Origin of the sequence: Sphingobium cupriresistens LL01 (genome assembly GCF_001046645.1) — a bacterium.
GTDB lineage: Bacteria > Pseudomonadota > Alphaproteobacteria > Sphingomonadales > Sphingomonadaceae > Sphingobium > Sphingobium cupriresistens.
Window position 1 is genome coordinate 2,019,274 of record NZ_KQ130434.1, and the last position, 25,423, is coordinate 2,044,696.

At 62.5% G+C, this 25,423-nt stretch carries 27 protein-coding genes; 15 read left to right on the forward strand and 12 right to left on the reverse strand.

The features are described 5' to 3' along the window. Positions 1 to 10: 10 nt before the first annotated feature. Both V473_RS09750 and V473_RS09755 read right to left on the reverse strand, forming a co-directional pair. Positions 11 to 475 carry an EF-hand domain-containing protein gene (locus tag V473_RS09750; protein WP_066603161.1) on the reverse strand — a complete coding sequence of 155 codons (465 nt, stop codon included), beginning with the start codon at positions 473 to 475 and terminating at the stop codon, positions 11 to 13. 43 nt (positions 476 to 518) lie between these two features. Next, positions 519 to 1,181: a hypothetical protein gene (locus V473_RS09755; protein WP_066603164.1), complete on the reverse strand. Its 663-nt coding sequence runs from the start codon at positions 1,179 to 1,181 to the stop codon at positions 519 to 521. Positions 1,182 to 1,317: 136 nt separating this feature from the next. Here V473_RS09755 and V473_RS09760 point away from each other — a divergent pair, with 136 nt between their 5' ends. The 3 genes from V473_RS09760 to V473_RS09770 are packed head-to-tail and all read left to right on the forward strand — an operon-like array spanning position 1,318 to position 4,627. Continuing rightward, positions 1,318 to 3,372, forward strand: a complete 2,055-nt coding sequence (locus V473_RS09760) for a TadE/TadG family type IV pilus assembly protein (RefSeq protein ID WP_244884365.1) — start codon at positions 1,318 to 1,320, stop codon at positions 3,370 to 3,372. Beyond that, positions 3,369 to 3,965: a TadE/TadG family type IV pilus assembly protein gene (locus tag V473_RS09765; RefSeq protein WP_066603168.1), complete on the forward strand. Its 597-nt coding sequence runs from the start codon at positions 3,369 to 3,371 to the stop codon at positions 3,963 to 3,965. The genes V473_RS09760 and V473_RS09765 overlap by 4 nt, the downstream gene beginning before the upstream one ends. Then, entirely contained in the window at positions 3,962 to 4,627 is a 666-nt protein-coding gene (locus tag V473_RS09770; RefSeq protein ID WP_066603172.1) for a TadE/TadG family type IV pilus assembly protein, read from the forward strand. Before V473_RS09765 ends, V473_RS09770 begins: the two co-directional genes overlap by 4 nt. A gap of 36 nt (positions 4,628 to 4,663) precedes the next feature. On the opposite strand, the gene V473_RS09775 is transcribed toward V473_RS09770, so the two are convergent. The 4 genes from V473_RS09775 to eno all read right to left on the reverse strand — a co-directional run bounded on the left by V473_RS09775 (position 4,664) and on the right by eno (position 9,008). Continuing rightward, positions 4,664 to 6,034, reverse strand: a complete 1,371-nt coding sequence (locus tag V473_RS09775) for a pyruvate dehydrogenase complex E1 component subunit beta (protein WP_066603177.1) — start codon at positions 6,032 to 6,034, stop codon at positions 4,664 to 4,666. Next, on the reverse strand, positions 6,034 to 7,110 hold the full coding sequence (gene pdhA / locus V473_RS09780) for a pyruvate dehydrogenase (acetyl-transferring) E1 component subunit alpha (protein WP_066603179.1): 1,077 nt from the start codon (positions 7,108 to 7,110) through the stop codon (positions 6,034 to 6,036). The genes V473_RS09775 and pdhA overlap by 1 nt, the downstream gene beginning before the upstream one ends. A gap of 234 nt (positions 7,111 to 7,344) precedes the next feature. After that, positions 7,345 to 7,656: an FtsB family cell division protein gene (locus V473_RS09785; RefSeq protein WP_066603187.1), complete on the reverse strand. Its 312-nt coding sequence runs from the start codon at positions 7,654 to 7,656 to the stop codon at positions 7,345 to 7,347. A gap of 77 nt (positions 7,657 to 7,733) precedes the next feature. Further along, positions 7,734 to 9,008, reverse strand: coding sequence for a phosphopyruvate hydratase (gene eno / locus V473_RS09790; protein ID WP_066603191.1), 1,275 nt, complete (start codon positions 9,006 to 9,008; stop codon positions 7,734 to 7,736). 229 nt (positions 9,009 to 9,237) lie between these two features. Between eno and V473_RS09795 the strand changes: the two genes are divergently transcribed. From V473_RS09795 to V473_RS09815, 5 genes are all read left to right on the forward strand, one after another. Then, entirely contained in the window at positions 9,238 to 9,867 is a 630-nt protein-coding gene (locus V473_RS09795) for a hypothetical protein (protein ID WP_066603194.1), read from the forward strand. A gap of 57 nt (positions 9,868 to 9,924) precedes the next feature. After that, positions 9,925 to 10,314 carry a phage holin family protein gene (locus V473_RS09800; protein ID WP_066605445.1) on the forward strand — a complete coding sequence of 130 codons (390 nt, stop codon included), beginning with the start codon at positions 9,925 to 9,927 and terminating at the stop codon, positions 10,312 to 10,314. Beyond that, the gene (locus tag V473_RS09805; RefSeq protein WP_066603197.1) at positions 10,311 to 10,634 is read left to right on the forward strand and encodes a hypothetical protein; all 324 of its coding nucleotides are present in this window, start codon (positions 10,311 to 10,313) and stop codon (positions 10,632 to 10,634) included. The genes V473_RS09800 and V473_RS09805 overlap by 4 nt, the downstream gene beginning before the upstream one ends. Continuing rightward, complete coding sequence (locus tag V473_RS09810) at positions 10,627 to 11,202, forward strand: DUF883 family protein (protein ID WP_066603200.1); 576 nt, start codon at positions 10,627 to 10,629, stop codon at positions 11,200 to 11,202. The genes V473_RS09805 and V473_RS09810 overlap by 8 nt, the downstream gene beginning before the upstream one ends. Positions 11,203 to 11,306: 104 nt before the next feature. Next, complete coding sequence (locus V473_RS09815) at positions 11,307 to 11,528, forward strand: DUF4170 domain-containing protein (RefSeq protein ID WP_066603202.1); 222 nt, start codon at positions 11,307 to 11,309, stop codon at positions 11,526 to 11,528. 101 nt (positions 11,529 to 11,629) lie between these two features. Here V473_RS09815 and V473_RS09820 read toward each other — a convergent pair whose 3' ends face one another. From V473_RS09820 to carA, 6 genes are all read right to left on the reverse strand, one after another. Continuing rightward, a complete protein-coding gene (locus V473_RS09820; protein ID WP_066603204.1) occupies positions 11,630 to 12,289 on the reverse strand; it encodes a rhomboid family intramembrane serine protease in 660 nt (219 codons plus the stop codon). Positions 12,290 to 12,291: 2 nt separating this feature from the next. Continuing rightward, a complete protein-coding gene (greA, locus tag V473_RS09825) occupies positions 12,292 to 12,768 on the reverse strand; it encodes a transcription elongation factor GreA (protein WP_066603207.1) in 477 nt (158 codons plus the stop codon). Between the two features lie 78 nt (positions 12,769 to 12,846). Then, complete coding sequence (gene carB / locus V473_RS09830; RefSeq protein ID WP_066603209.1) at positions 12,847 to 16,182, reverse strand: carbamoyl-phosphate synthase large subunit; 3,336 nt, start codon at positions 16,180 to 16,182, stop codon at positions 12,847 to 12,849. Continuing rightward, positions 16,182 to 16,406, reverse strand: a complete 225-nt coding sequence (locus V473_RS23525) for a methionyl-tRNA formyltransferase (RefSeq protein ID WP_148648356.1) — start codon at positions 16,404 to 16,406, stop codon at positions 16,182 to 16,184. Before V473_RS23525 ends, carB begins: the two co-directional genes overlap by 1 nt. 23 nt (positions 16,407 to 16,429) lie before the next feature. Next, on the reverse strand, positions 16,430 to 16,798 hold the full coding sequence (locus tag V473_RS09835; protein WP_066603212.1) for a ribonuclease E inhibitor RraB: 369 nt from the start codon (positions 16,796 to 16,798) through the stop codon (positions 16,430 to 16,432). Then, a complete protein-coding gene (gene carA / locus V473_RS09840) occupies positions 16,795 to 18,060 on the reverse strand; it encodes a glutamine-hydrolyzing carbamoyl-phosphate synthase small subunit (RefSeq protein WP_066603215.1) in 1,266 nt (421 codons plus the stop codon). Before carA ends, V473_RS09835 begins: the two co-directional genes overlap by 4 nt. Positions 18,061 to 18,214: 154 nt before the next feature. Between carA and V473_RS09845 the strand changes: the two genes are divergently transcribed. The 7 genes from V473_RS09845 (at position 18,215) to V473_RS09875 (ending at position 25,377) form a co-directional block, all read left to right on the forward strand. Beyond that, on the forward strand, positions 18,215 to 18,667 hold the full coding sequence (locus V473_RS09845; protein ID WP_066603218.1) for a GatB/YqeY domain-containing protein: 453 nt from the start codon (positions 18,215 to 18,217) through the stop codon (positions 18,665 to 18,667). A 63-nt stretch (positions 18,668 to 18,730) separates the two neighbouring features. Continuing rightward, positions 18,731 to 19,114: an endonuclease domain-containing protein gene (locus V473_RS09850; RefSeq protein WP_066603221.1), complete on the forward strand. Its 384-nt coding sequence runs from the start codon at positions 18,731 to 18,733 to the stop codon at positions 19,112 to 19,114. Continuing rightward, positions 19,111 to 21,009, forward strand: coding sequence for a DNA primase (gene dnaG / locus V473_RS09855; RefSeq protein ID WP_066603223.1), 1,899 nt, complete (start codon positions 19,111 to 19,113; stop codon positions 21,007 to 21,009). Before V473_RS09850 ends, dnaG begins: the two co-directional genes overlap by 4 nt. Positions 21,010 to 21,050: 41 nt before the next feature. Then, positions 21,051 to 23,105: an RNA polymerase sigma factor RpoD gene (gene rpoD, locus V473_RS09860; protein ID WP_066603225.1), complete on the forward strand. Its 2,055-nt coding sequence runs from the start codon at positions 21,051 to 21,053 to the stop codon at positions 23,103 to 23,105. A gap of 214 nt (positions 23,106 to 23,319) precedes the next feature. Further along, positions 23,320 to 24,000, forward strand: coding sequence for a DUF6975 family protein (locus V473_RS09865; protein ID WP_066603227.1), 681 nt, complete (start codon positions 23,320 to 23,322; stop codon positions 23,998 to 24,000). A gap of 76 nt (positions 24,001 to 24,076) precedes the next feature. Next, positions 24,077 to 24,922 carry an AAA family ATPase gene (locus V473_RS09870; RefSeq protein WP_066605446.1) on the forward strand — a complete coding sequence of 282 codons (846 nt, stop codon included), beginning with the start codon at positions 24,077 to 24,079 and terminating at the stop codon, positions 24,920 to 24,922. Between the two features lie 41 nt (positions 24,923 to 24,963). After that, positions 24,964 to 25,377: a GFA family protein gene (locus tag V473_RS09875; RefSeq protein ID WP_066603229.1), complete on the forward strand. Its 414-nt coding sequence runs from the start codon at positions 24,964 to 24,966 to the stop codon at positions 25,375 to 25,377. The last annotated feature ends 46 nt before the right edge of the window (positions 25,378 to 25,423 follow it).

Genomic DNA, 25,423 nt, shown 5'->3' on the forward strand with positions numbered 1-25,423 from the left:
ACGGATCGGCTCAGCACTTGCACTTTGCCTTCGCCGCCCGCTTGGGCGCGGTGGCGGCGAACTCCGCGGGGGTCAGCTTGCCGTCCTTGTCGGCATCCGCCGCGCCGAACCGGTCCGCCGTCGCCACCGCCCACTCCTCGAAGGACAACAGGTTGTCGCCATCCTTGTCCAGCGCCTTGAACGCCCTGGTCCGACTGCCCAGCATCTCGACCCGCGTGATGACGCCATCGCGGTTCCGGTCGTAGCGGGCGAAGCGCTTCTGCTCGCGGCTTTGCGGACTGGCCTCGCCGGGCATTGGCGGCGCATCGCCGACGGCATCGGGGTCGCCCTCCGGCAACGCTTCTATCTGCGGCGGTGGTGGCGGAGCGGAGGCAAGCTGGGGCACCGGCGCCGTATCCGCCCGTCCCTGCCACCAAAACAGGCCGCCCGCGACCAGCAGCAGCGCCGCCATGCCACCCGCCAGCAATCGCCCCATGCCGCCCTCCTCCGTCCGTGGAGGGCCAGCCTATCCCGACACGCTAGCGTCCGACAAGCGCGATCCGCAGCAACCGTCCCGCCAGCGCCCGCGGCATCCCCAGCGGCGCGCCCCGCCCCGCCAACACATCCTGCCGCGCCATAGTAAACGCGATCCGCAACGGCTTCCATCCCCGCGGCCAGCGCACGCCCTCAACCGACGGCAGTATTTCGACCGCCAAAGCCAGCGCCGCTTGCCCCAGCGCCTTGTCCCCGACATGCCCGGCCAGATCCCACAGCGCCCAAACCTGCCCCGCCGCCGCCAGCCAGTCCGGCGCATCGGCGGCATCAGCCAGCGCCCGGAACAATCCGCCGCCCCGCCCCAATGCATAATCGCGCAGGCCCTTCATATCGATGTCCGGTTCGACCAACAATATTTCCCAGCCGTCGATCACCCCCACCAGTCCCGGCGCTCCACAAGCCCCCGTCGCCCGCATCGCGTCCACCACAGGCTCGCCCTGCCCCTTAATGCCTGTGGAATCCTCGATGACGTCATTCCACCAGGCCAACCGCATCTGACCGATCATCGGCTCGCTGGTGGTGCGCGCGACCTTCGCCAGCCGCGCATCGAACGCCCAGAGCGCGCGATGCCGCGACGCTTGTGCGCCACCGGCATGGGCGGCGAGCAACAGGCCCAACGGCGGCACGGCGTCTTCGTCCAGGCTCATCGCGCGACTCCTGTCCTGACAGGGGATACGCAGGTTATCGGTCCTTTAACCATCTTCCTCATACACATTCTAACGAGTGCGCCTGCATAGGCGGAAAGGCTGCCCAACCCGGATGTGGGGGGTTCTTGGGCGCGACATGGGTGATTGCAGGCAAATGGGCAAGGTAAACCAGTATCGACACGGCTTCCTGAAGCGACTGGCGGGCAACCAGGCGGGCAACGTCATGGCGATGGTCGCCGCGGCGATCATCCCGCTCGCCGCGCTGATCGGCGGCGGGCTGGACATGAGCCGCGCCTATATGGCGCGCGCCCGGATGCAGCAGGCCTGCGATTCCGCCGCGCTGGCGGGCCGCCGCGCGATGACCGGGGCGACCATGTCCACGACCGATATCGCCGAAGCGCGCAAGTTTTTCGACTTCAACTTCCCGCAAAATACGTTCCAGGCCGCAACCTTCACCCCGGTCATCCGCAGCAAGCCGGGCGAAACCACCACGGTGCAGGTGACGGCGGAAACGACCATGCCGACCACGATCATGAAGATTTTCGGCTATCAGACCCTGCCGCTCGCCGTGACGTGCGAAAGCCGGTTCGACATCGGCAATACCGACGTCATGCTGGTGCTCGACACCACCGGCTCCATGTCCAGCAACATGACCGACACGGACGGCACCGTCATGACGCGGTTGGCCGCGCTCAAGCTGGCGGTGAAGGATTTCTACGACACGCTGGGCGCGGGGTCGGACACGACCGGACGTATCCGTTACGGCTTCATGCCGTACAGTTCGACCGTGAATGTGGGCTATTCGCTGCCGTCGAGCGCGCTTGTCGGCGGAACGACCGGCGAAACCTGGAACTACCAGACGCGCAAACTGGTCACCACCTATGCCGACAGCAGTCAGCCAGGCAGTTGGTCTTTTTCGTCAGGTTCAATTTCAGGATGGACGACGCAAAGCACCACGTCTGGCGGTAGCGCTTCGGCCTGTAGCGCTCCAGCGAACACGCTTAACACCGTCACAAATACTCCTGCGACGTCCAGTAGCACATCGTCTGATGGCACCATCACCACGACGACCACCACCACCCGCGTCACGAACGGCCGGGAATATAGAGCGAACTACACCGCGGCGACGTCGGGTTACTGGAACTGGTTTACCTGGGTGCCCGGAACGCCGAGCAGTTGCGCCATTCAATATCGTACATACACTAACTACACCGAAACCAAATCCGATAGGGCAACGAAGACACCGCAATATAGCTGGCAATATGGTCAATATCCGCTGGACGTGTCTGGCTATGTCGCCGGCAATGCGGTGGCTAATCCAACCCATCATGCCAGTGTGCCAACTGATGCAAATGGCACGACCGTGTCGGCGACCAACACATGGGCGGGCTGCATCGAGGAACGCGATACGGACAGCAGTATCACCGCGACGACATCAACGTCCTCCATACCATCGGGCGCCTATGATCTGCAAATTGACACCGCGCCGACCAATAAGGCGACCAAATGGCGTCCGCATTGGCCTGACGTGGAATTCACCCGCGCCGGCCGCTGGCTGAATGATAATCGGGATTATGATTATCGATCTGGCTCTGGCGGTTGGAATGCCTGCCCCAGCAAGGCGCGCAAGCTGGCGAGCTATACCAGCCGATCGGCCACACCTTCTGGCATGACCAGCAGCTTCGATACCTATATCGACGGCCTGATCGCGGTCGGCGGCACCTATCATGACATCGGCATGATGTGGGGCGCGCGCTTCCTGTCTCCCAGCGGTATCTTCGCCAGCGAAAATGCCAACGCGCCCAACGGCTTCAACATTTCGCGTCATATCATCTTCATGACCGATGGCGACCTGACGGCTTATCAGTCCGTCTATGGCGCCTATGGCTATCAGGCGCTGGACGGGCGGGTCGCGGCCACGAGCACGGACGATACCGGGCTTAAGGCCATCCACAAGCGGCGGCTGGAAATGATGTGCAATGCCATCAAGGGCAAGGGCATCACCATCTGGGTCGTCGGGTTCAAGGACAAGCCACCAGCGGGCACGCTCGATTCGGCCATGCTCGATACCGAGTTACAGACATGCGCCAACAGCGGCAACCACTGGTTCATGGCCTATAATCCGTCCACGCTGCGCCAGAAGTTCAAGGATATCGCCAAGAATATCGGCGGATTGAGGCTTTCCCAATGATCGGCCGGGTCGCCCATGTCCTCGCCCGGCTGCGCGATCATGCGCGCGGCGCCACTTTGCTGGAATTCGGTCTTGTCGCGGGACCGCTGATCCTGTCCATCATGGCGATCGGCGATTTGGGCTATCAATCCTATCTGCGCGCGGTGACGCGCGGCGTACTGGAGAAGGCGGCCCGCGCCGCATCGGTTGGCACGCTCAACAGCACGCAGATCGAAACCTATATCGATGCCCAGATGGCGGCGATCAATTCGAAGAACGGCACAACCTCCACGATCAAGAAAAGCTATTATAATTTTTCACGCGTGGGAAAGCCGGAAAAGATCACCACCGATACCGCGCCGCTGGGCAGCTATAATGTGGGCGACTGCTATGAGGACGCCAATGGCAATGGCGCCTATGACGCGGCGGGCGGATCGACCGGCCTCGGCAGCGCCGACGACATCGTCTATTATGAAGTGACCGTGTCGATGCCGCGCCTGTTCCCGATGGCCAAGATGCTGGGCTGGAGCGCGACCCAGTCCGCCACCGCGACCACCATTGTCCGCAATCAGCCCTGGGCGAACCAGAGTAAACCGACGATCAAATGCACATGATGACCATGCCCCCGCGCCTTTCGGCGCTCACGCGCCGCCTGCGCCGCGACGATCGCGGCCTGGCGCTGATCGAATTCGCCTTCTCGCTGCCGGTGCTGGTCGTGCTGTGCATGTCGGGACTGGAATGCGCGAACCTGGCGCTGGCGCATATGCGCGTCAGCCAGGTGGCGATGCTGGTCGCAGACAACGCCGCCCGCGTGCGCACGTCTATCGACGAAGCGGACGTCAACGAAATCATGACCGGCGCCGAACTATCGACCAATAGCCTGGCGTTAAAGGCCAATGGCCGGATATTCCTGTCGGACCTGGAGCCGAACGGTCTCAGCGGATCGAGCGAGGGACAATATATACGCTGGCAGCGCTGCTGGGGCAGCGGCAGCTTCACATCCAGCTATGGCGTCGCCAACAATGGCAAGACCGACGCCAGCATGAAATTTGGCATGGGACCGGGCACGACCGCCGACAAAAAGGTGAAGGCGGCCAGCAGCACCGCCGTCATGTTCGTGGAAGTGGCCTATAATTATCAGCCGCTGATCACCAACTCGATCTTCGGCGCGAAGGTGATCCGCTACACCAGCGCCTTCAATGTGCGCGAACGAACCGACCAGCAAATCAAGAATGCCGGCGGCCTGGCGACATCGGCCACCGCCGCCTGTAGCTGATAGAAAAAGGGCGGCCGTTAGAGCCGCCCTTCCGTCTTATTTGTAGCAGACCTTCTTGGCCGCCGCGACGACGCGGCTCGCATCGATCAGCGCGGCCTTTTCCAGGTTCGCCGCATAAGGCAGCGGCACATCTTCGTTGGTGACGCGCAGCACCGGGGCGTCGAGATCATCGAAGCCCTGCTCCATGACGACGGCGGCGATTTCCGACGCGATCGAGCAGGTCGGCCAGCCTTCTTCCACCACAACGAGGCGGTTGGTCTTCTTCAGGCTTTCCAGCACCGTCGCGGTGTCGAGCGGGCGCAGCGTGCGCAGGTCGATCACTTCGGCGTCGATGCCTTCGCCCGCCAGCGTCTCGGCGGCTTCGAGGGCCAGGCCTACTCCGATCGAATAGCTGACCAGCGTCACATCCTTGCCCGGGCGCATGATCCGCGCCTTGCCGATCGGCAGGACATAATCGTCCAGCTTGGGCACGTCGAAGCTGCGGCCGTAGAGAAGTTCATTCTCCAGGAAGACGACCGGGTCGGTCGATCGGATCGCGGCCTTCAGCAGGCCCTTGGCGTCGGCCGCGTCATAGGGAGCGATGACGATCAGGCCGGGAACGGCGGCATACCAAGGGCCGTAATTCTGGCTGTGCTGCGCGCCGACGCGGCTCGCCGCGCCATTGGGACCGCGGAACACGATCGGGCAGCGCATCTGGCCGCCGGACATGTAATTGGTCTTAGCGGCCGAGTTGATGATGTGGTCGATCGCCTGCATGGCAAAGTTGAACGTCATGAACTCCACGATCGGGCGCAGGCCGCCCATCGCCGCGCCCGCACCGATGCCGGCAAAGCCATATTCGGTGATCGGCGTGTCGATCACGCGCTTGTCGCCGAACTCGTCCAGCAGACCCTGGGTCACCTTATAGGCGCCCTGATATTCCGCGACTTCCTCGCCCATCACGAAAACGCGCTCATCCTTCCGCATTTCCTCGGCCATGGCGTCGCGCAGCGCTTCGCGCACGGTCGTCTTGACGAACTCGGTGCCTTCCGGGATCGCGGGATCCTGGACCGAGGCCTTGACGTCACTCGCCAGCTTGGACGTGCCGCTTTCGGCCTTCTTGGGCGCTGACGCGGCTTCCGCCTGGGGCGCTTCGGCCTTGGGCGCCGGCGCTGCGTCTTCGCCGCCCTCGCCCGCCATCTCGGCGATGACGGTGCCCACCTTCACGCCTTCGGTGCCTTCGGCGATCATGATCTTGCCGATCTTGCCTTCGTCGACGGCTTCGAATTCCATCGTCGCCTTGTCGGTTTCGATCTCGGCGAGGATGTCGCCCGACTTGACCTCATCGCCTTCCTTCACCAGCCATTTGGCCAGCGTGCCCTCTTCCATCGTCGGCGAGAGCGCCGGCATCTTGATTACGATACCCATTAATATTGCTCCACCAGCACGTCGGTATAGAGTTCGGACAGTTCAGGCTCTGGCGAGGTTTCCGCGAAATCGGCCGCTTCGGCGACGGTCTTGCGGATATCCTGGTCGATCACCTTGATGTCGTCCTCGCTGACGCCGGCCTCGATCAGATATTTCTTCACGCCTTCGATCGGATCGGACTTGTCGCGCATCGCCTGCACTTCCTCGCGCGACCGGTATTTGGCCGGGTCGGACATGGAGTGGCCGCGATAGCGATAGGTCTTCATTTCCAGCAGGATCGGGCCATTGCCCTCCTGCACCCACTTGAGCGCCTCTTCGGTCGCACCGCGCACGGCCAGCACGTCCATGCCGTTGACCTGAAGACCCGGAATGCGGAAGCTTTCGCCGCGACGATAAAGCTGGTCTTCCGCCGACGATCGATTGACGCTGGTGCCCATGGCATATTGGTTATTCTCGATCACGAAGATGATCGGGAGCTTCCACAGTTCGGCCATGTTGAAGGATTCATAGACCTGGCCCTGGTTGGCCGCGCCGTCGCCGAAATAGGCGACGCACACGCCGCCATCGCCATTATATTTATGCGCAAAGCCCAGGCCCGCGCCCAGCGACACCTGCGCGCCGACGATGCCATGGCCGCCGAAAAATTTATGTTCGACGCTGAACATGTGCATCGAGCCGCCCTTGCCGCGCGAAATGCCGGCTTCGCGGCCGGTCAGTTCGGCCATGATAACATTGGGGTCGATACCATAGGCGAGCATGTGGCCATGGTCGCGATAGCCGGTGATGACACTGTCCTTGCCGGGCTTGAGCGCGGACTGAATGCCAACCGCGACCGCTTCCTGGCCGATATAGAGATGGCAGAAGCCGCCGATCAGGCCCAGGCCGTAAAGCTGGCCGGCCTTTTCCTCGAAGCGGCGGATGAGGACCATCTGCCGATAAAATTCCAGCAGTTCGTCCTTGCTGGCCTTGTAATCGGTCGGGGTCTGGGGGCGAGGCCGGTTATGGTCCGCGCCGGCAGCGGGTGCAGCCGCCTTTGCCGTTGCGCGTGAAGGACGCGGCGTCGTTGGTTTCGCCAAGGCTCTTATCCTTTTGCGTGGGGGTAGGATGGAAGGAAGGCCGATATAGCGGCAGAGTTGCATATATTGCAACGGCGGACCCCGCGGAATCCGGGCATAACCAATAGCCGCGTCCGAAAATTGATGGCGGAAGGGAATAGGTGCGCGGGCGCTCTGGAAGGGCTTGCAGCAAAATTACCGAGACGGCATTTTTAGCGCAAAATCATTTCATAAGCCTGCGCATGATGTCTCAGCTCAATTTAGCGGCACGACCACTTCGTCATGATGGATCACGCCCAGTTGACGGCGGATCAGTTCGTCCGACAGGTCGGGATCGACCCGGCGCGGATTGAGCAGATCGACCCGGTTGCGCAGTTCGGCGCGCGCCTCCTGCACATGCTTCAATTCAGCCTTCGCCTCATGCAATTGACGCGAATAATCGCCCCAGGCGAGCACGCCATTGGAGCCCAGCACGACATAGCCCGCGAAGAACAGCAGCAGAAGCAGCGCGATCGCGGGGCCGATGGCCGACCAGAGGAGGAGACGAAGTTTAGCGATATGCGCCATGGACCAGAAGAATCACAGGAAAAGGCTGGCCGCAAGCAAAAAATGCGTCGTTTGCGGCCAGCCGAGTCTCCTGATGCTTAGCGGAAGATCGAACGCCCGGCATAAACGGCGATGTCGCCCAGTTCTTCCTCGATGCGGATGAGCTGGTTATATTTGGCGAGCCGGTCGGAACGCGCCAGCGAACCCGTCTTGATCTGCCCGCAATTGGTCGCGACGGCGAGGTCGGCGATGGTCGCGTCCTCGGTTTCGCCAGACCGGTGCGACATGACCGCGGTGTAGCGGGCGCGGTGCGCCATGTCGACGGCGGCCAATGTCTCGGTCAGCGTACCGATCTGGTTGACCTTGACCAGCAGTGAGTTGGCCAGCCCCTTGCCGATGCCCATCGACAGACGCGCCGGATTGGTGACGAACAGGTCGTCGCCGACGAGTTGCACCTTGTCCCCGATCAGGTCGGTCAGCGCCTTCCAACCTTCGAAATCATCTTCGCTCATGCCGTCCTCGATCGACTTGATCGGATAGTCGGCGCACAGCGCGGCGAGATAATCGGCCATTTCGACCGGTGAGAGCGACAGGCCTTCGCCCGAAATCTCATATTTGCCGCTCTTGAAGAATTCGGTCGCGGCGCAATCAAGCGCCAGCACGACGTCGTCGCCCGGCTTGTAACCCGCCTTTTCGACCGACAGCATGATGAAGTCGAGCGCGTCGCGGGTCGATGCGATGTTGGGGGCAAAGCCGCCCTCGTCGCCGACCGACGTCGCCAGCCCCTTGTCGTGCAGGCCCTTCTTGAGCGTATGGAAAATTTCGGATCCGATCCGCACGGCGTCGGCGATGCTTTCCGCGCCGACCGGCATGATCATGAATTCCTGAAAATCGATCGGGTTATCGGCATGTTCGCCGCCATTGATGATATTCATCATCGGCACCGGCAGCACATGTGAGGACACGCCACCGACATAGCGATAGAGCGGCAGACCGCGCGCATCGGCCGCAGCCTTCGCGGCGGCGAGCGACACGCCCAGGATCGCGTTGGCGCCGAGGCGCGACTTGTTTTCCGTGCCGTCCAGGGCGATCATCGCGGCATCGACTTCGCCCTGGTCTTCGGCGTCCAGGCCGATCAGTTCGCCGGCAATTTCGTCATTGACGGCGGCGACAGCCTGAAGGACGCCCTTGCCCAGATATTGGCTCATGTCGCCGTCGCGCTTTTCTACCGCTTCATAAGCGCCGGTGGAAGCGCCCGAAGGCACGGCGGCGCGGCCGAAGCTGCCGTCTTCCAGCATGACATCGACTTCGACGGTGGGATTGCCCCGGCTGTCGAAAATCTGGCGGGCGTGAATATCGAGAATGGCGGTCATGATCGCTCCTGCACTTAGCGTCGTAACGGGCGGCCGTTGGCCGGGAATGTGCGATCCGCTTAGCCAGCGCCTCCGCCAATGGCAATGCAGGGGCTTGCGCAGGCGCAAAAAATGCCGATGGTCGAAAATGTAACGGCAACGGAACTGTAGGCCGCCGCGATGCATTTGTTCGGTGACCCCACGGCCTTTCTGGGCCGCGATGCCGATTTGAAAGGGAGACTAGAGGACCATGGCCGACACACCGGGAACCCCGCCCATCAAGCGCGTGAAGAAGACGGCAGCCGTCAAGCCCGTCAAGGCGAAGCCCGCCAAGTCCGCTATCGCGACTCCCTCTGCCCCCGCAGTGAAGGCCGCGCCGGTCAAGAAGGCCGCCACGCGCAAGGCGCCTGCCGCCAAGACGCCGGGCAATGGCGCCGCCACCCATGGCTGGACCGCGCAGATCGCCCCGATCAAGGCTCAGGCTGAAAAAGCCGCCAAGGCTGCAGCGGACACGCTGAACGCAGTTGATTGGAAAGCCCATATCGACCCGATCAAGGAACAGGCGGGCAAAACCGCCAAGTCGGCTGCCGGCGTCGCCAAAGGGAAGACCGGCACCGCCATGCAAAGCCTGGCCAAGCTGATCGCTGACACGGCCGGCACCGTCGATTCCAAGCTCGGCCCGCAATATGGCGATTACGCCCGCCAGGCTGCGGAATCTGTCGCCGGCGCAGCCGACACGCTCGATGCCAAGGATGTCGACCAGTTGCTGGGCGAAGCGCGCGATTTCGTGCGCAAAAGCCCGGCGGTCGCGATCGGCGCGGCGGCGGTCGTCGGCTTCGTGCTGATGCGCCTGGCCAAGGGGTCGGACGACAAGGCCTGACACAGCCGCGTATTTCCTGACCGACGCACGATCCTGCACGGCGGGATGGAGGCCCAATTGATTGACGAGCCAGCGGATACGGCGGTGACGCCGCACACCGATGGGCAGCCCGACGGCGCGCCCGAAGAAAGCGTACGCGAAACCATCGCGCGCCTTTATGTCGACGCCCGCGCCTATGCCGCGGCTGAAGCAGACAAGCAGAAATTGCGGGCGGGCATCATTGGTACTGGCGTGCGCAACGCCGCCATCTTCGGCTTCGTGGGGCTCATGCTCGCCTTCGCCAGCATCGTCGCCCTGCTGGTGGGCCTGACCATTGCTCTGGCGCAGGTTATCGCGCCGATCTGGGCCACGCTGATCGTTGTAGGCTGCGCATTGATCCTGGTCGCGCTGCTGCTGCTCGCGGCCAAGAACTGTATCACGCGGATGAAGAAGGCGATCGCGCCATGAACCTGGAAGCCCGCTATCGCCAGGCCTGCCAGCGTGCGGACGCCGCGCGCGGACGACTGTCCATCACCGCGGAAGAAGCCAAGGCGCGTGTCGCGCCCGCCCGGCTCAAACAGGATGTGAAGGACAGGGCCAGCAATGCCGTGTTGAACGGCGTGGCCAATGCCGCCGCTCAGGCGCAACAGCGGCCCGTTGCGATCGCCGCAGCAGCCACCGCCTTCGGACTCTTTCTGGCGCGGCGTCCGCTGGCGGCACTTTTCCAGCGGCTGTACGTTCGCTTCCAAGACACTCAGGTAGACAATTCGGAGACTGACGATGGCTGATATCCGCGCTCAACTGACCCGCGTTCGCGAAGCAGCGAACGACGCCGCCACAACCGCCACCGACCGGATCAAGGACACCGGCGAAAAGGCGCGCGAAAGCGCGGGCGAACTGATCCAGACCAGCCGCGATAAAGCGAGCGAAGCCTATGGCGAAGCGCGCGACAAGACCCAGCGCGTCGCCACCCGCGCCAATGAGATCGTGCAGGAACATCCGATCGTCGCCGTGGCCGGCGCCGTCGCGGTCGGCGCGGTCGTCGCCTGGATGTTCCCCAAAAGCCGCGCCGCCATGAAGGCGCTGCCGGGCTTGGCCATGACCGCCGGCTCGCGCTTCCTGGAGGCCGCAGCCGTCGCACGCGCCGCCGCTGCCGAGGGCGCCGAAACGGTGAAGCAGGGCGCGACCCACGCGCTCCACGCCGCCGGCGATGTCGCCGCCGATGCGCGCGACAGCGTCGCGTCTGCCGACCTGTCGGCGAAAGCCTCAAGGCTGGCAGATGAGGTGACTACGCTGGTCGCGGCGAAAGTCGATGCATTGAGTGACGCGATCAAGGCGCGATTGCCCAAAAGCTAATCACGATTGCGGCGAACGCAATCGATCCGGCCTCTGCTCTTCTTGGCGTATCGCGGTGACGATGCTAAGGCATCGCGATACGCATAAGGAGAATAGATAACGCCATGAGCAAAATGCATCTGGTGATGGGGGGTCGCGTGACGAATCCGCAGACCCTTGAATTTCAGGACCTCAGCAAGGTCGATCTCGTCGGTGTGTTCCCTGACTATGCGTCCGCAGAAAAGGCTTGGCGCAGCGCGGCGCAGCGCACGGTCGATGATGCGGAAATGCGCTATGTCATCGTGCATCTGCACCGCCTGTTGGAACCGGAACTTCCGGCCGCCTGATCGCCCTCCGTTCGCTCTGAGCTTGTCGAAGGGCTTTTCTTTTCAGAAGGAAGAGCAGGGACTTCGACAGGCTCAGCCCAAACGGACAGATTTTTTTAACCTTAGTGCAGCGCGCGCGGCTTCTTTCTGAAGCGCCAGCGCAGGAGGGGCCGGGTCAGCGCCAGCCCCACCAGAAAGCCGCCGATATGCGCGGCGATCGCGATCTGGCCAAGTTCGCTCATCCCCGCGCCGCTCGCCAGCCCAATCATCAACTGCACCGCGATCCACGCGCCCGCCAGCCACAGCACACGCACCAGATTGGACGATATCGGTCCGATGGCGCGCACCTGCTGCTGGCTGTAGAGCAGCGCATAAGGCGCGATGATGGCGGAAATGGCGCCGCTGGCCCCGACCATCGGGTTCGTGGAACCCGGATCGATCGCCCATTGCGCCAGGCAGGCGCCATAGGCACCGACGACATAAAGGGCGAGCGTCCCGGCCCACCCTAGCACATGCTCCACCTGCCGCCCGCAGAAGAGCAGCATCAGCATGTTGAAGCCGATATGCAGCCAGCCGGCATGGATGAAGGTGCAACTGAGCGGCGTAAGCCAGGCGGGCGCCGCGGCCATGCCGTCAAGCAGCGCAGGATCGCCCAGGCGCGCAGGAATGAAGCCGCCGACGATCGCGGCGTTATCGACCTGCCCCGTCAGATAGAGCAGCAGGAAGGCGGCGACCGTAATCGCCCCAATCCCATTGGTCAGTCGGCCAGCCGGCAGCTTCACGGTCAGATGAAATCGATCTTGTCGACTTGGTAGAATTTGTCCCCGGACGGCACGGACACTTCCACGTCCTCGCCCACCGTGCGGCCGATCAGCGCGCGGCCCAGCGGGCTGTTATAACTGATCATGCCCTGCTTGGCGTCCGCTTCGGCCTGGCCGACAATCTGGTATTTCACCGGCTTGTCGTCTTCATCCAGCAACGTCACGGTCGCGCCGAACACGATCTTGTCGCCCGACAGGGTCGTCGGGTCAATCACCTGGGCGCGGGACAGCTTGTCCTCCAGATCGTTGATCGTCGCCTCGACCTGGCCCTGCCGCTCCTTGGCGGCGTGATATTCGGCGTTTTCGGACAGATCACCGTGCGCGCGCGCTTCTTCGATGGCGTCCACGATCAAAGGCCGCTCGGCCTTCAACTCGCGGAGCTGCGCGGTGAGCTTGTTATAGCCCATCTGCAGCATCGGCATCTTCTCGACGGTCGCCATTTGCAAATCCTTCGTCAAAACTTCCCTTTGGCGACCCGAACGTCGGGTCGCCCGCAGCATGCTTCCTTGTGCAGGGGATCAGGCTTGCGACAGGGGATAATAGGACTGGAGCGAGCGCACTTCAAGGGCATGACCCCGTAAAGCCTCGATCGCATCGGCCGCAGCGACGCTGGCGGCGGCCGTAGTGAAGCTGGCCACCTTGTGGCGCAGCGCGCTGATGCGGATTGCCTTGCTGTCTTTGAGCGACTGCCAGCCTTCGGTCGTGTTGAAAATGAGCTGCACGTCGCCATCGCTGATCTTGTCCACGATATGCGGGCGGCCTTCGGCGACCTTGTTGACCCGCTGAACGGCGATGCCCTGCTCTCCCAGATATTGGGCGGTGCCGCCGGTCGCGATCAGCCTGAACCCCATGTCCACCAGCTTGCGCGCGGCGGGCAGTATGACCGGCTTGTCGCTATCCTTGAGCGAGATGAACACCGTGCCCTCGGTCGGCAGCATGGTGCCCGCCCCAATTTGCGCCTTGGCAAAAGCGGTAGCAAAATTGCTATCAATTCCCATGACTTCGCCGGTGCTTTTCATTTCCGGTGAGAGAACCGGATCGACGCCGGGGAAGCGGCCGAAGGGGAACACCGCCTCCTTGACCGCCACATGGCTGATCGCGTTGCGGTCGATCTTCGGCAGATCCTTGATCTTCTCGCCGGCCATCACGCGCGAGGCGATCTTGGCGATGGGGGTACCGATCGCTTTGGCGACGAAGGGCACGGTCCGGCTGGCGCGCGGATTGACCTCGATCAGGTACACCGTGCCGTCCTTGACCGCGAACTGGATGTTCATCAGGCCGCGCACGGACAGGGCATGGGCCAGCACTTCGGTCTGGCGCTCGATTTCGGCGATGATCTCGTCCGACAGGCTGTAGGGGGGCAACGAACAGGCGCTATCGCCCGAATGGACGCCTGCCTCCTCGATATGCTGCAACACCCCCGCGACCACCACATCGTCGCCATCACACAAAGCATCGACATCGACTTCGATCGCGTCGCGCAGATATTGGTCGATCAGCACCGGCGAGTCGCCCGACACCTTCACGGCCGTCGTGATATATTCCTCCAACTGCGCCTGTCCGTCGACAATCTCCATCGCCCGGCCGCCCAGCACATAGGACGGGCGCATCAGGACGGGATAGCCGATGCGGTTGGCGACCGCGATCGCTTCCTCGCGGCTGCGCGCGATGCCGTTGGCGGGCTGGCGCAGCTTGAGCTTGTCGATCAGCGCCGCGAAACGCTCGCGATCCTCGGCAAGGTCGATCGCGTCGGGGCTGGTGCCCAGGATCGGGATGCCCGCATCCTCCAGCGCCTGCGCCAGCTTGAGCGGCGTCTGGCCGCCAAACTGCACGATCACGCCTTTCAGTGTCCCGTTCGACATTTCGACGTTCAGGATTTCCAGCACATCCTCGGCCGTCAGCGGCTCGAAATAGAGGCGGTCAGACGTATCATAGTCCGTCGAAACCGTCTCAGGATTGCAGTTTATCATGATGGTTTCATAGCCGACTTCGCTCAGCGCGAAGCAGGCATGGACGCAGCAATAGTCGAACTCTATCCCTTGCCCGATCCGGTTCGGCCCGCCGCCCAGGATCACCACCTTCTCCCGGTCGGTAGGCGCGGATTCATTCTCGGCCTCGCCGAAGATCGGCGCTTCATAGGTCGAATACATATAGGGCGTCTTCGCCTCGAACTCGGCGGCGCAGGTGTCGATGCGCTTGAACACCGGGCGCACGCCCAGCTTGTGGCGCAGCTTGCGTACTTCATCCTCGGTCACGCCGCCGGTCATCGCCTTGACGGCTTCATGGATCAGGCCCGAACCGCGCGCGATGCCGCGCTCGTTCCCCGCCAGATTGGCCGACTTGAGCGCCAGATAAGCGAGCCGCTTGTCGGAAAAGCCCATGGCTTTGAGGCGGCGCATCCCGTCCGCGTCGCGCGGCAGGCCATTGGCCAGCACTTCGCCTTCCGCGTCCACGATTTCCTTGATCCGTTCCAGGAACCAGGGATCGAACTTGGCGATATTGTGGATTTCCTGAACGCTCAGCCCTTCGCGCAATGCCTGCGCGGCGACCAGCAGCCGGTCCGGCGTCGGCTGGGCGAGCGCGGCGACGATGTCGTCCTTGGGCGCGCCGACCAGGTGATCGACCGTGTTGAAGCCGCTGAGGCCGGTTTCCAGCCCGCGCAGCGCCTTCTGCATCGATTCATGGATGTTGCGGCCGATCGCCATGACTTCGCCGACGGACTTCATCGCCGTGCCCAACAGCGGTTCGGCGCCCTTGAACTTTTCGAAGGCGAAGCGGGGGATCTTCGTCACGACATAGTCGATGGTCGGTTCGAACGACGCAGGCGTCGCGCCGGTGATGTCGTTGGTGATCTCGTCCAGCGTATACCCCACCGCCAGCTTGGCCGCGACCTTGGCGATCGGGAATCCAGTCGCCTTGGACGCCAGCGCCGACGAGCGCGACACGCGCGGATTCATCTCGATCACGACAAGACGGCCGTCCTTCGGATTGACGGCGAACTGTACGTTGGAACCGCCTGTTTCGACGCCGATTTCCCGCAATACCGCGATCGATGCGTTGCGCATGATCTGATATTCCTTGTCGGTCAGCGTCAGCGCCGGGGCAACGGTGATGCTGTCGCCGGTATGGACGCCCATCGGATCGACATTCTCGATCGAACAGATGATGATGCAATTGTCGTTGCGATCCCGCACGACCTCCATCTCATATTCTTTCCAGCCGAGCAGCGACTCCTCGATCAGCACTTCGGTCGTCGGCGACGCATCCAGCCCGCCACGCACGATGGTCATGAACTCGTCGCGATTATAGGCGATGCCGCCGCCGGTGCCGCCCATGGTGAAGCTCGGCCGGATGATCGAGGGAAGCCCTGTAAACTCCAGCCCTTCCAGCGCCTCTTCCATCGTGTGCGCAATGCGCGAGCGGGCTGATTCCAGCCCGATCTTGTCCATCGCGTCGCGGAACTTGATCCGGTCTTCCGCCTTGTCGATCGCTTCGGCATCCGCGCCGATCATCTGCACGCCGTACTTCTCCAGCGTACCGTCATTGAACAACGCCAGCGCCGTGTTCAGCGCGGTCTGCCCGCCCATGGTCGGCAGCACCGCGTCCGGCCGCTCCTTCTCGATGATCTTCGCCACAATGTCGGGCGTGATCGGCTCGACATAGGTCGCGTCGGCAAATTCCGGGTCGGTCATGATCGTGGCCGGATTGGAATTGACCAGGATGATGCGATAGCCCTCTTCCTTGAGCGCCTTCACCGCCTGCGTGCCCGAATAATCGAACTCGCACGCCTGGCCGATGATGATCGGACCAGCGCCGATGATGAGGATGGAGGAGATGTCGGTGCGTTTGGGCATTAGAAGTAGCTTTTCCCGGTTTCGACCAGCTTTTCAAAAGCGGCTTTATCTAAGCGAATTGTTTGCGAAACTTTTCCAGGGATCTCTCGGCCAGGTCGGCCATAAGTATCAATTTGGATCAGTTTTTCTCGACCGCAATCTACCAGCCGAACGATGGTTTCAACCTCATCGTGAGGTCGTGCATTGTCTAGATGTTCAACCTTAAAGTCTCGCACCGTCGCCATTGCTCAGTTCCTCCCTCGGACACTCAATGCACCGCCCCCGTCTGCGCCTCGCACCCCCAGCCGTCATATTCGACGCCGCAGAGGATTTCGATCTGGAGGCATTTGCGAGTCAGCGCGCGGATCGACTGCTCGTCGACGGGCTGCACGCATTCCAGGAACAGGTACAGGTCGCCCTCCTCATCCTCTTCCCGGTCGAGTTCGACAAAGCCGAACTGGCTGGCGATGGTGAGCAGCCGTTCGAAATCCTTTTCGCTGCCGCGGAAGGACACATCCACCGGCCGCGCGATCCGCGCTACGTCGCCATTGGCGGCGAGGTTGGCGAGCACGTCCTTGTCCGCCTCCCACTCGGCGGCAAGGCGGGCTTCATCGACGGGGGGGAGGTTCTGGCTCACGCCGCGACCGCCCCTTTGAGGCCTGTCACGAACTTCTTGAACAGGTAGAAGCTGTCCTGCGGCCCCGGCGACGCTTCGGGGTGATATTGCACAGAGAAAGCGTTCCTGTCGGTCAGCTCGATCCCGCAATTGCTGCCGTCGAACAGCGACACATGGGTCGCGCGGACATTGGCGGGCAGCGTGGCGGCATCCACGGCAAAGCCATGGTTCATCGATGTGATCTCGACTACGCCATCGTCCAGCCGCTTGACCGGATGGTTCGCGCCGCGATGCCCCTGATGCATCTTGATCGTCTTGGCGCCCACGGCCAGACCCAGCAACTGATGGCCCAGGCAAATGCCGAAGATCGGCACATTCTCGGTCAGCAGCGCGGCGATCACCGGCACGGCATAGGCGCCGGTCGCCGCCGGATCGCCCGGTCCGTTGGACAGGAACACGCCGTCGGGCTGCAAGTCCATCACCTGCTCGAACGTCGCGGTCGCGGGCAGCACGGTGACGCGCGCGCCGGCCTTCACCAGATTGCGGAAGATATTGTTCTTCGCGCCATAATCGATCGCCACAACATGCGGACGCGGCGCGGGAGTCGGCAGATCCTGTTCCGCGAACAGCAACGGCTCGCCATCCTCGCCCACCGCCGGATAGCCCGCCGCGACCGTCTCCAGCGCATCGGTGGCGTCGACATCATAGCCCTTGCCCAGCGTCCAGCCGCCATCCTTCCACAGGCGCGTCTCCTTGCCCGTGACTTCGATGGCCAGATCCATGCCCTCCAGCCCCGGCCAGCCCGCCGCCTTGGCGGCCAGCGCGGCGATATCGAACTGGCCGTCGGGATCATGGGCGATCACGACATTGGGCGCGCCTTTGAAGCGGATCAGGCGGGTCAGCGCGCGGGTATCGACACCGGCGAGGCCAATACGGCCATTGTCCGCCATCCACTGGTCAAAGGCCATGACATTGCGGAAATTGCTCGGCGCGGTCACGTCCTCGCGCACGATGCAGCCCAGCGCGTAAGGATTGTCCGCCTCGACATCGTCCAGGTTGGTGCCGACGTTACCGATATGGGGAAAGGTGAAATTGATGATCTGCCCGGCATAGGACGGATCGGTCATGATCTCCTGATAGCCGGTGATCGACGTGTTGAAGCACAGTTCGCCCACAGCCTCGCCGATCGCGCCGAAGCCGCGCCCGAACACCGCGGACCCATCGGCGAAAACCACGACCCCTGTCGCTCCTTTAGGCACGGTAAGGGTTTTGGCGTCAGCCATGGCGGTCGGTCCTTTATGCTTTTGCGGGAACCCGTCTGATGCGGGTTAAACGGCCGGTCACCTATGCCCCCACGCCCGCAAGGTCAACGTCTGTTAAAAATCTCTTTTGGCGCTATATCTGCTCCTTTCCGCAAGCAACAGGATTAATGCGTCGATGATTCGCGATACCATCAAGAGCGCCCAGGTCACCGCCATGAAGGCTGGCGACAAGGAAAGGCTGGCCGCCGTCCGCCTGATCCTGGCGAAGCTGAAGGACCGCGACATCGAACTGCGCACCGCGTCGAGCGTGCCGGACGACGACGCCATCGTGGTCGAAGTGCTGCAAAAGATGGTGAAGCAGCGCCGCGAATCGATCGAGATGTTCAGGAACGGCGGCCGCGACGAACTGGCGGCCAAAGAACAGGCGGAGCTGGAGGTGATCGAAGGCTTCCTGCCTGCGCAACTGAGCGAGGACGAGACGAAGGCGACGATCGAGAGGATCAAGACCGAGGTCGGCGCGGCAAGCGTGAAGGACATGGGCAAGGTGATGGCGGTGCTGAAGGAACGCCATGGCAGTGTGATCGACATGAGCAAGGCGAGTGGAATGGTAAAGGCGGCGCTGGGCTAAGCTATCATTGATAGTTCCCCTCCCGCTTGCGGGAGGGGTTAGGGGAGGGCATGTTCCACATCAATGGACAAAGGCTACGCCCGCCCCACCGCGAAAGCGCGCGCACTGCGTAATAATGCCACGGACGTCGAACGCGCCCTATGGCACGTCATCAGTGCCCGAAAAATCTCCGGCATCCGTTTCAACCGTCAGGTTCCCATCGGCCAATTCATCTGCGATTTCGTGGCGCGATCCATCGGCCTGGTGATCGAAGTCGACGGCGGACAGCATAATGATGAGGTTGATGCGGAACGGACGCGCTACATCGAAGCACAGGGCTTTCGCATGATCCGTTTCTGGAACAATGATGTTCTGGGCAATATCGAAGGCGTGATTGAGGAAATCGAACGGGTGATTGCAAACATGCCCTCCCCCGACCCCTGCCGCAAGCGGGAGGGGAGAGATTGAGCCTTTCCCCCGCTTTCCTCGACGAACTGCGGATGCGCACGTCGCTGTCCACCCTGATCGGCCGCACGATCAAGGTCACCAAAGCGGGCCGCGAATACAAGGCTTGCTGCCCCTTCCATAATGAGAAGACGCCCAGCTTCACGATCAACGACGAGAAGGGCTTCTATCATTGCTTCGGCTGCGGCGCGCATGGCGATGCGATCCGCTGGATGACCGACCAGCGCGGCCTGCCCTTCATGGAGGCGGTCAAGGAACTGGCGCAGGCCGCCGGCATGGACGTCCCCGCCCCCGATCCGCGCGCCGCCAAGCGCGCCGAACAGGCCAAGGGCCTGCATGACGCCATGGCCGCCGCGCAGGGCTTTTTCGAGGAGCAACTGGGCGGCATCGACGGCGGTGAAGCCCGCGCCTATCTGCAAAAGCGCGGCATCAGCGATGCGACACGCCGGGCCTTCGGCTTCGGCTTCTCCCCTGACGGGCGCGGCCGTCTGAAGAGCGCGCTCAAGGATTTCGGCGAGCCGATGCTGGTTGAGGCCGGACTGCTGATCGATCCTGAAGCACTGGAGCAGGGCAACGCCAGGAAACGCGAACGCTATGATCGCTTCCGCGGGCGCCTGATGCTACCCATCCGGGACATTCGTGGCCGCGTCATCGCCTTTGGCGGCCGCATATTGGGCGCGGGTGAGCCGAAATATCTGAATTCCCCCGACACGCCGCTGTTCGACAAGGGCCGCACCCTCTACAATATCGACCGCGCCTCCCCCGCCAGCCGCCAGACCGAACGGGTGATCGTGGTCGAAGGCTATATGGACGTGATCGCGCTGGCGCAGGCCGGCTTCGGTGATGCCGTCGCCCCGCTTGGCACCGCGCTGACCGAACATCAGATCGAGCGGCTGTGGAAAATGGTCGAAGTGCCGATCCTCTGCTTCGACGGCGATTCGGCGGGACAAAAGGCCGCGATCCGCGCCGCCACCCGCGCCCTGCCGCTGCTGCGCCCCGGCCATAGCCTCTGCTTTGCCACCCTGCCGCCGGGCAAAGACCCCGACGATCTGCTGCGCGAGAGCGGCCCGCAGGCGATGGAAGCGGTGCTCAAGGCGGCCGAACCGCTGATCGAACGGCTATGGAGCCATGAACTGAGCGCCATGCCGCTCGACACGCCCGAACAGAAGGCCGCGCTCAAGCAGCGGCTACGCGCCATAACGGATGCGATCGCCCATCCCGACGTCCGCGCCCATTATGCCCATGAATTTCGCGAACGCTATGACGCGCGCTTCTTCGCCCGGCGCGATAACACCCCGGCGCAAAGGCAGGCGCGCGGCGGCGGGGATGGCGGCCGCTGGCAACGTGACAAGCGCGGCAACTGGAAAGCGCCGATTCCCGCGGCCGGTTTTGAAGTCCGCGCGATCGGCGCCAATGGCCTGGAACAGCGACTGCTGCGCGCCGTCCTGGCCAGTCTGCTGCGCCATCCCGAACAGATTCTGCCCCATCGCGAGATGCTGTCGGCGCTGCAAATCGCTGATTCGCTGCTGGCGCAATTGCTGGACGTGATGATCAGCACGTCCTTCCGCAAAGAAACAGTTGAAACACAGGCCCTCCTTACCATATTGGGGCAAGGTGAGTTGTATAATATGGCTAAGGGGATGCTCCGGGCCGATGCGTTCAAACTCACTCCCGACAGGACGACCACCGATCCTGATCGCGTCGCACGCGATCTTGAGGAGGCCGTTCGGGTAATGACGCAGGGACCAGAGCTTGAGCGGAATTTGGCCGTAGCGACCGAGCGGGTGAAGGCGGATGTGAGCGAAGAGAATTTGCTGGCGCAAAATCATGCGCTGGTTGCTCATCGCAACCATCTTCTCCGCTTGGCGGAACTCGGCCAGTCCGAAGACATTATTTGATGAGATCGTTCTTGCGAGAGCGGCGGAGTTAAGGCGAATAAATGGCGACCAAGGCGAACAGCAAGAGTGCGGCGGGTGCAGGCGATGGCGGGGATGAAGGCGGCGACGCCCCCCTGCTCGACCTCAACGAAGCCTCGGTCAAGAAGCTGATCGCGCGCGCGAAAAAGCGCGGCTACATCACCTATGACGAGTTGAACAACGCCTTGCCGCAGGACCAGATGTCCTCCGAGCAAATCGAGGACGTGATGTCCGCGCTGAACGACATGGGCGTCAACATTGTCGAAAATGAGGAAGCGAGCGAAGACGGCGACGAGCAGCGCGAGCGTGAGGATGCCGACGACGCCGAAGATGATTCGGGCGATGATGATGGCGGCCCGAAGCTCATCACCGAAAAGAAGAAGGAAACGGTCGATCGCACCGACGATCCCGTTCGCATGTATCTGCGCGAAATGGGCGCGGTGGAACTGCTCAGCCGTGAGGGCGAAATCGCCATCGCCAAGCGGATCGAGGCGGGCCGCGACACGATGATTCTGGGTCTGTGCGAAAGCCCGACGACCTTCAACGCGATCATCGAATGGTCGACCGCGCTCAACAATGGCGAAATGCAGCTGCGCGAGATTCTCGATCTCGACGCCATGCTGTCCAAGGACCCTGCCCCGGAAAGCCTGGAGGAAGGCGCCGAGGATGATGATGGCGAGATCAGCGAGAAGACCGCTGGCCCTAGCTTCAAGGAAGAAGAAGAGCCGGAGGAGGAATCCGCCGACGCCGACGAGGATGAGGACGGCGCCCCCCGCGCCCGCCGCGTCGAGGAAGAAGAGGAAGAGGACAACACCCTCTCCCTCGCCCAGATGGAAGAGACGCTCAAGCCGATGGCGCTTGAGAAGTTCGCGACCATCACCGAAATCTTCCGCGCCTTTTCCGCCGCACAAGAAGCCCGCATGGTCGCGATGGCGGTTGGCGAAGTGCTGAGTCAGAAGGCCGAGGATGATTATCATGATTTGCGCGAGCAACTCACCGCGCAGGTCGAAAGCGTCCAGTTCCACCAGCAGAAGATCGAATATCTGGTCGATCAGCTCTATGCCTATAACCGGCGCCTAACCGCGCTGGGCGGGCAGATGCTGCGCTTGGCCGAACGCCATAAAGTCAGCCGCAAGGATTTCCTCGACCGCTATGTGAATCATGAGCTCGACGACGCCTGGCTCGACAAGGTGCAGGGCCTCGACAAGAAATGGGCCGCCTTCGCCGCCGCCGAAGGGCGGGCGGTCGATCGCATCCGCAATGAGGTGAGCGAAATCGCCCAGGCGACCGGCATGTCGCTCAGCGAGTTTCGCCGCATCGTCAACATGGTGCAGAAGGGCGAGCGCGAAGCGCGCATCGCCAAGAAGGAAATGGTCGAGGCGAACCTGCGCCTGGTCATCTCTATCGCTAAAAAATATACAAACCGCGGCCTGCAATTTCTTGATCTTATTCAGGAAGGCAATATCGGCCTGATGAAGGCGGTGGATAAGTTCGAATATCGCCGCGGCTACAAGTTCAGCACTTATGCCACCTGGTGGATCAGGCAGGCGATCACCCGTTCGATCGCGGATCAGGCGCGGACCATCCGTATCCCGGTCCATATGATCGAAACGATCAATAAGCTGGTCCGCACCAGCCGACAGTTCCTGCACGAGCAAGGCCGCGAACCTACCCCGGAAGAGATGGCCGAGCGCCTCTCCATGCCGCTCGAAAAGGTCCGCAAGGTGATGAAGATCGCCAAGGAGCCGATCTCCCTCGAAACGCCAATCGGCGACGAGGAGGACAGCCATCTGGGCGACTTTATCGAGGACAAGAATGCGATCATACCGGTGGACGCCGCGATCCAGGCGAATCTGAAGGAAACTGTCACCCGCGTCCTGGCGTCTCTCACCCCGCGTGAGGAGCGCGTGCTCCGGATGCGCTTTGGCATCGGCATGAACACCGACCACACGCTGGAGGAAGTCGGCCAGCAGTTCAGCGTCACCCGCGAACGTATTCGTCAGATCGAAGCGAAGGCGCTGCGCAAGCTCAAGCATCCGTCGCGCTCGCGCAAGATGCGGTCTTTCCTCGATCAGTAACGAAAGCATCGTTCGGAAAAGTGGAAACTGGTTTTCCGTAAAAACGATTCGGCGACAAAAACTAAATTGATCGGTAAATAGTAATTAACCATCGTTGACGGAAAAGGGCGGCTTTCACGGTCGCCCTTTCTGATTCCGTAAACCGGACGTTTACTCCGGCCTACTATGCCTTGGGATCGCAGCCTGCCGATGCGGGCGTAATAGGGATTTGGGCATGAGCGAAGCGGCACCGCGCTATCAATTTGGCGACATAGCGCGAATTTTGGAGGCGCTGGTCGCCGCCGATGGAACGGCCGCTCATGCCTATGCCAATCGCGCCGGCACCGGTGTAGCGCGCGACGCGCTGCTCTCGCTGTCCGACCTGGCCGACGCGACCTATTATCTCTGCATGCTCCACGGCCGTCATCCCGGCGTGATCGATCATGCCGCGACCCGTTCGGCCGACAATGCCGCACGCCAATGGCTGATCGAGACGGCAGACGCCTTCGCTCGCGAGCGCGCCTATCTCACCCAGGTCACGGTCGCCACCGGTCCCGCGCCCAGCACGGCAGGTCAGGCCGATTGTGAAACCGCCGTCAGCCAGCAGCGCCATGCGCTCGACATGCTGGCCCAGTCCGACCGCCGCGGTTGCGCCATGGGCGCTGCAATGGCTTTGGTGCTCGATTGGCGCGCGGTGCGCCAGGTCCTCGACATGGCGGCCCTGCGCGCAGGCCTGGAGCCCCATCCCTATGCCATGCCCGATCGTAACGCGACGCTGGATGTCGCCCGCGCGATCGGCGGCGACGATGGCATCGACCGCGCGATCCAGTTCGGCGCGCGCCAGTTGCTGAACCAGCATCGCGGTTTGTGGGATCTGCTTGCCGCCCGCGCCGACGTGCGCGCCCGACAGGCCTAATTTCCCCTTTTACGATTGCGCCTGCCCATCGCTTTGCCTAGTCCGGTTGTCATCGGCAACCGAATGGAATAGCAATATGCGCTTTGAAGGCACGCAGGATTATGTCGCCACCGACGACCTGAAGGTCGCGGTCAACGCCGCCGTGTTGCTACGTCGCCCCTTGTTGGTCAAAGGGGAGCCAGGCACCGGCAAGACCGTCCTGGCCCAGGAGATCGCCAAGGCGCTGGACGCGCCGTTGATCGAATGGAACGTCAAGTCCACGACCAAGGCGCATCAGGGCCTCTATGAATATGACGCCGTCGCCCGCCTGCGCGACGGCCAGTTGGGCGACGCGCGCGTCCACGACATCGCCAACTACATCCGAAAGGGCAAATTGTGGGAGGCCTTCACCTCGCCCAAGCTGCCTGTGCTGCTGATCGATGAGATCGACAAGGCCGACATCGAATTTCCCAACGATCTGTTGCAGGAACTCGATCGCATGGCCTTCCACGTCTATGAGACGGGCGAGACGATCGCCGCGGCCGATCGCCCGGTCGTCATCATTACGTCGAACAACGAGAAGGAGCTGCCCGACGCTTTCCTGCGCCGTTGTTTTTTCCATTATATCAAATTTCCGGACCGCGACACGCTGGCGCAAATCGTCGACGTCCATTTCCCCGGCATCCAGAAGATATTGGTCAGCAAGGCGATGGATATCTTCTACGATATCCGCGAGGTGCCGGGCCTCAAGAAGAAGCCCTCGACCTCCGAACTGCTCGACTGGCTCAAGCTGCTGCTGAACGAGGATATGCCGCTAGACGTTCTCCAGAACAGCGATCCGACCAAGGCGATCCCGCCGCTCCACGGCGCGCTGCTCAAAAATGAGCAGGACGTCATGATGTTCGAACGCCTCGCCTTCATGGCGCGCCGACAGGGGCGGTAACGCAGGATCACCGCCAACCTCCGTTGTGCTAAGGAATATCTATGTCCCACACCGCCGGATGCCTCTGCGGCGCCGTCCGCATCATCATCGACGCCGAACCAATCGCCGCGCGCATGTGCTGGTGCCGCCTGTGCCAATATCTGGGCGGCGGATCGGCGACCGTGAACGTCGGCTTCCCATCGGACAAGATGACGACCAGTGGCGACGTCCGCTGGCATGACAGCGTCGCCGACAGCGGCAACGCGATGAAGCGCGGCTTCTGTCCCACCTGCGGTACGCCACTGTTCAGCCTGGCCGAATCGCGCCCGCATCTTACCTTCATCCGCGCCGGCGCGCTCGACGATCCTTCGCTGATCGGGCCGCAGGCGGTGATCTGGACCGATGCCGCCCCTGGCTGGGCGCATCATGATCCCGACCTGCCCCATTATCCTGCGCAAATCCCGCCTGTGCCCTGAAACAGGCCCAGAGCGCCACGCGCGCAAAATAGACGCTTGCGCCCCC

Bases quoted from the DNA above. Each gene is read 5' to 3' on its own strand.
- V473_RS09750 (WP_066603161.1), bottom strand. From the start codon at position 475: ATGGGGCGATTGCTGGCGGGTGGCATGGCGGCGCTGCTGCTGGTCGCG.
- V473_RS09755 (WP_066603164.1), bottom strand. From the start codon at position 1,181: ATGAGCCTGGACGAAGACGCCGTGCCGCCGTTGGGCCTGTTGCTCGCC.
- V473_RS09760 (WP_244884365.1), top strand. From the start codon at position 1,318: ATGGGTGATTGCAGGCAAATGGGCAAGGTAAACCAGTATCGACACGGC.
- V473_RS09765 (WP_066603168.1), top strand. From the start codon at position 3,369: ATGATCGGCCGGGTCGCCCATGTCCTCGCCCGGCTGCGCGATCATGCG.
- V473_RS09770 (WP_066603172.1), top strand. From the start codon at position 3,962: ATGATGACCATGCCCCCGCGCCTTTCGGCGCTCACGCGCCGCCTGCGC.
- V473_RS09775 (WP_066603177.1), bottom strand. From the start codon at position 6,034: ATGGGTATCGTAATCAAGATGCCGGCGCTCTCGCCGACGATGGAAGAG.
- V473_RS09785 (WP_066603187.1), bottom strand. From the start codon at position 7,656: ATGGCGCATATCGCTAAACTTCGTCTCCTCCTCTGGTCGGCCATCGGC.
- eno (WP_066603191.1), bottom strand. From the start codon at position 9,008: ATGACCGCCATTCTCGATATTCACGCCCGCCAGATTTTCGACAGCCGG.
- V473_RS09795 (WP_066603194.1), top strand. From the start codon at position 9,238: ATGGCCGACACACCGGGAACCCCGCCCATCAAGCGCGTGAAGAAGACG.
- V473_RS09805 (WP_066603197.1), top strand. From the start codon at position 10,311: ATGAACCTGGAAGCCCGCTATCGCCAGGCCTGCCAGCGTGCGGACGCC.
- V473_RS09810 (WP_066603200.1), top strand. From the start codon at position 10,627: ATGGCTGATATCCGCGCTCAACTGACCCGCGTTCGCGAAGCAGCGAAC.
- V473_RS09815 (WP_066603202.1), top strand. From the start codon at position 11,307: ATGAGCAAAATGCATCTGGTGATGGGGGGTCGCGTGACGAATCCGCAG.
- greA (WP_066603207.1), bottom strand. From the start codon at position 12,768: ATGGCGACCGTCGAGAAGATGCCGATGCTGCAGATGGGCTATAACAAG.
- carB (WP_066603209.1), bottom strand. From the start codon at position 16,182: ATGCCCAAACGCACCGACATCTCCTCCATCCTCATCATCGGCGCTGGT.
- V473_RS23525 (WP_148648356.1), bottom strand. From the start codon at position 16,406: ATGGCGACGGTGCGAGACTTTAAGGTTGAACATCTAGACAATGCACGA.
- carA (WP_066603215.1), bottom strand. From the start codon at position 18,060: ATGGCTGACGCCAAAACCCTTACCGTGCCTAAAGGAGCGACAGGGGTC.
- V473_RS09845 (WP_066603218.1), top strand. From the start codon at position 18,215: ATGATTCGCGATACCATCAAGAGCGCCCAGGTCACCGCCATGAAGGCT.
- V473_RS09850 (WP_066603221.1), top strand. From the start codon at position 18,731: ATGGACAAAGGCTACGCCCGCCCCACCGCGAAAGCGCGCGCACTGCGT.
- rpoD (WP_066603225.1), top strand. From the start codon at position 21,051: ATGGCGACCAAGGCGAACAGCAAGAGTGCGGCGGGTGCAGGCGATGGC.
- V473_RS09865 (WP_066603227.1), top strand. From the start codon at position 23,320: ATGAGCGAAGCGGCACCGCGCTATCAATTTGGCGACATAGCGCGAATT.
- V473_RS09870 (WP_066605446.1), top strand. From the start codon at position 24,077: ATGCGCTTTGAAGGCACGCAGGATTATGTCGCCACCGACGACCTGAAG.
- V473_RS09875 (WP_066603229.1), top strand. From the start codon at position 24,964: ATGTCCCACACCGCCGGATGCCTCTGCGGCGCCGTCCGCATCATCATC.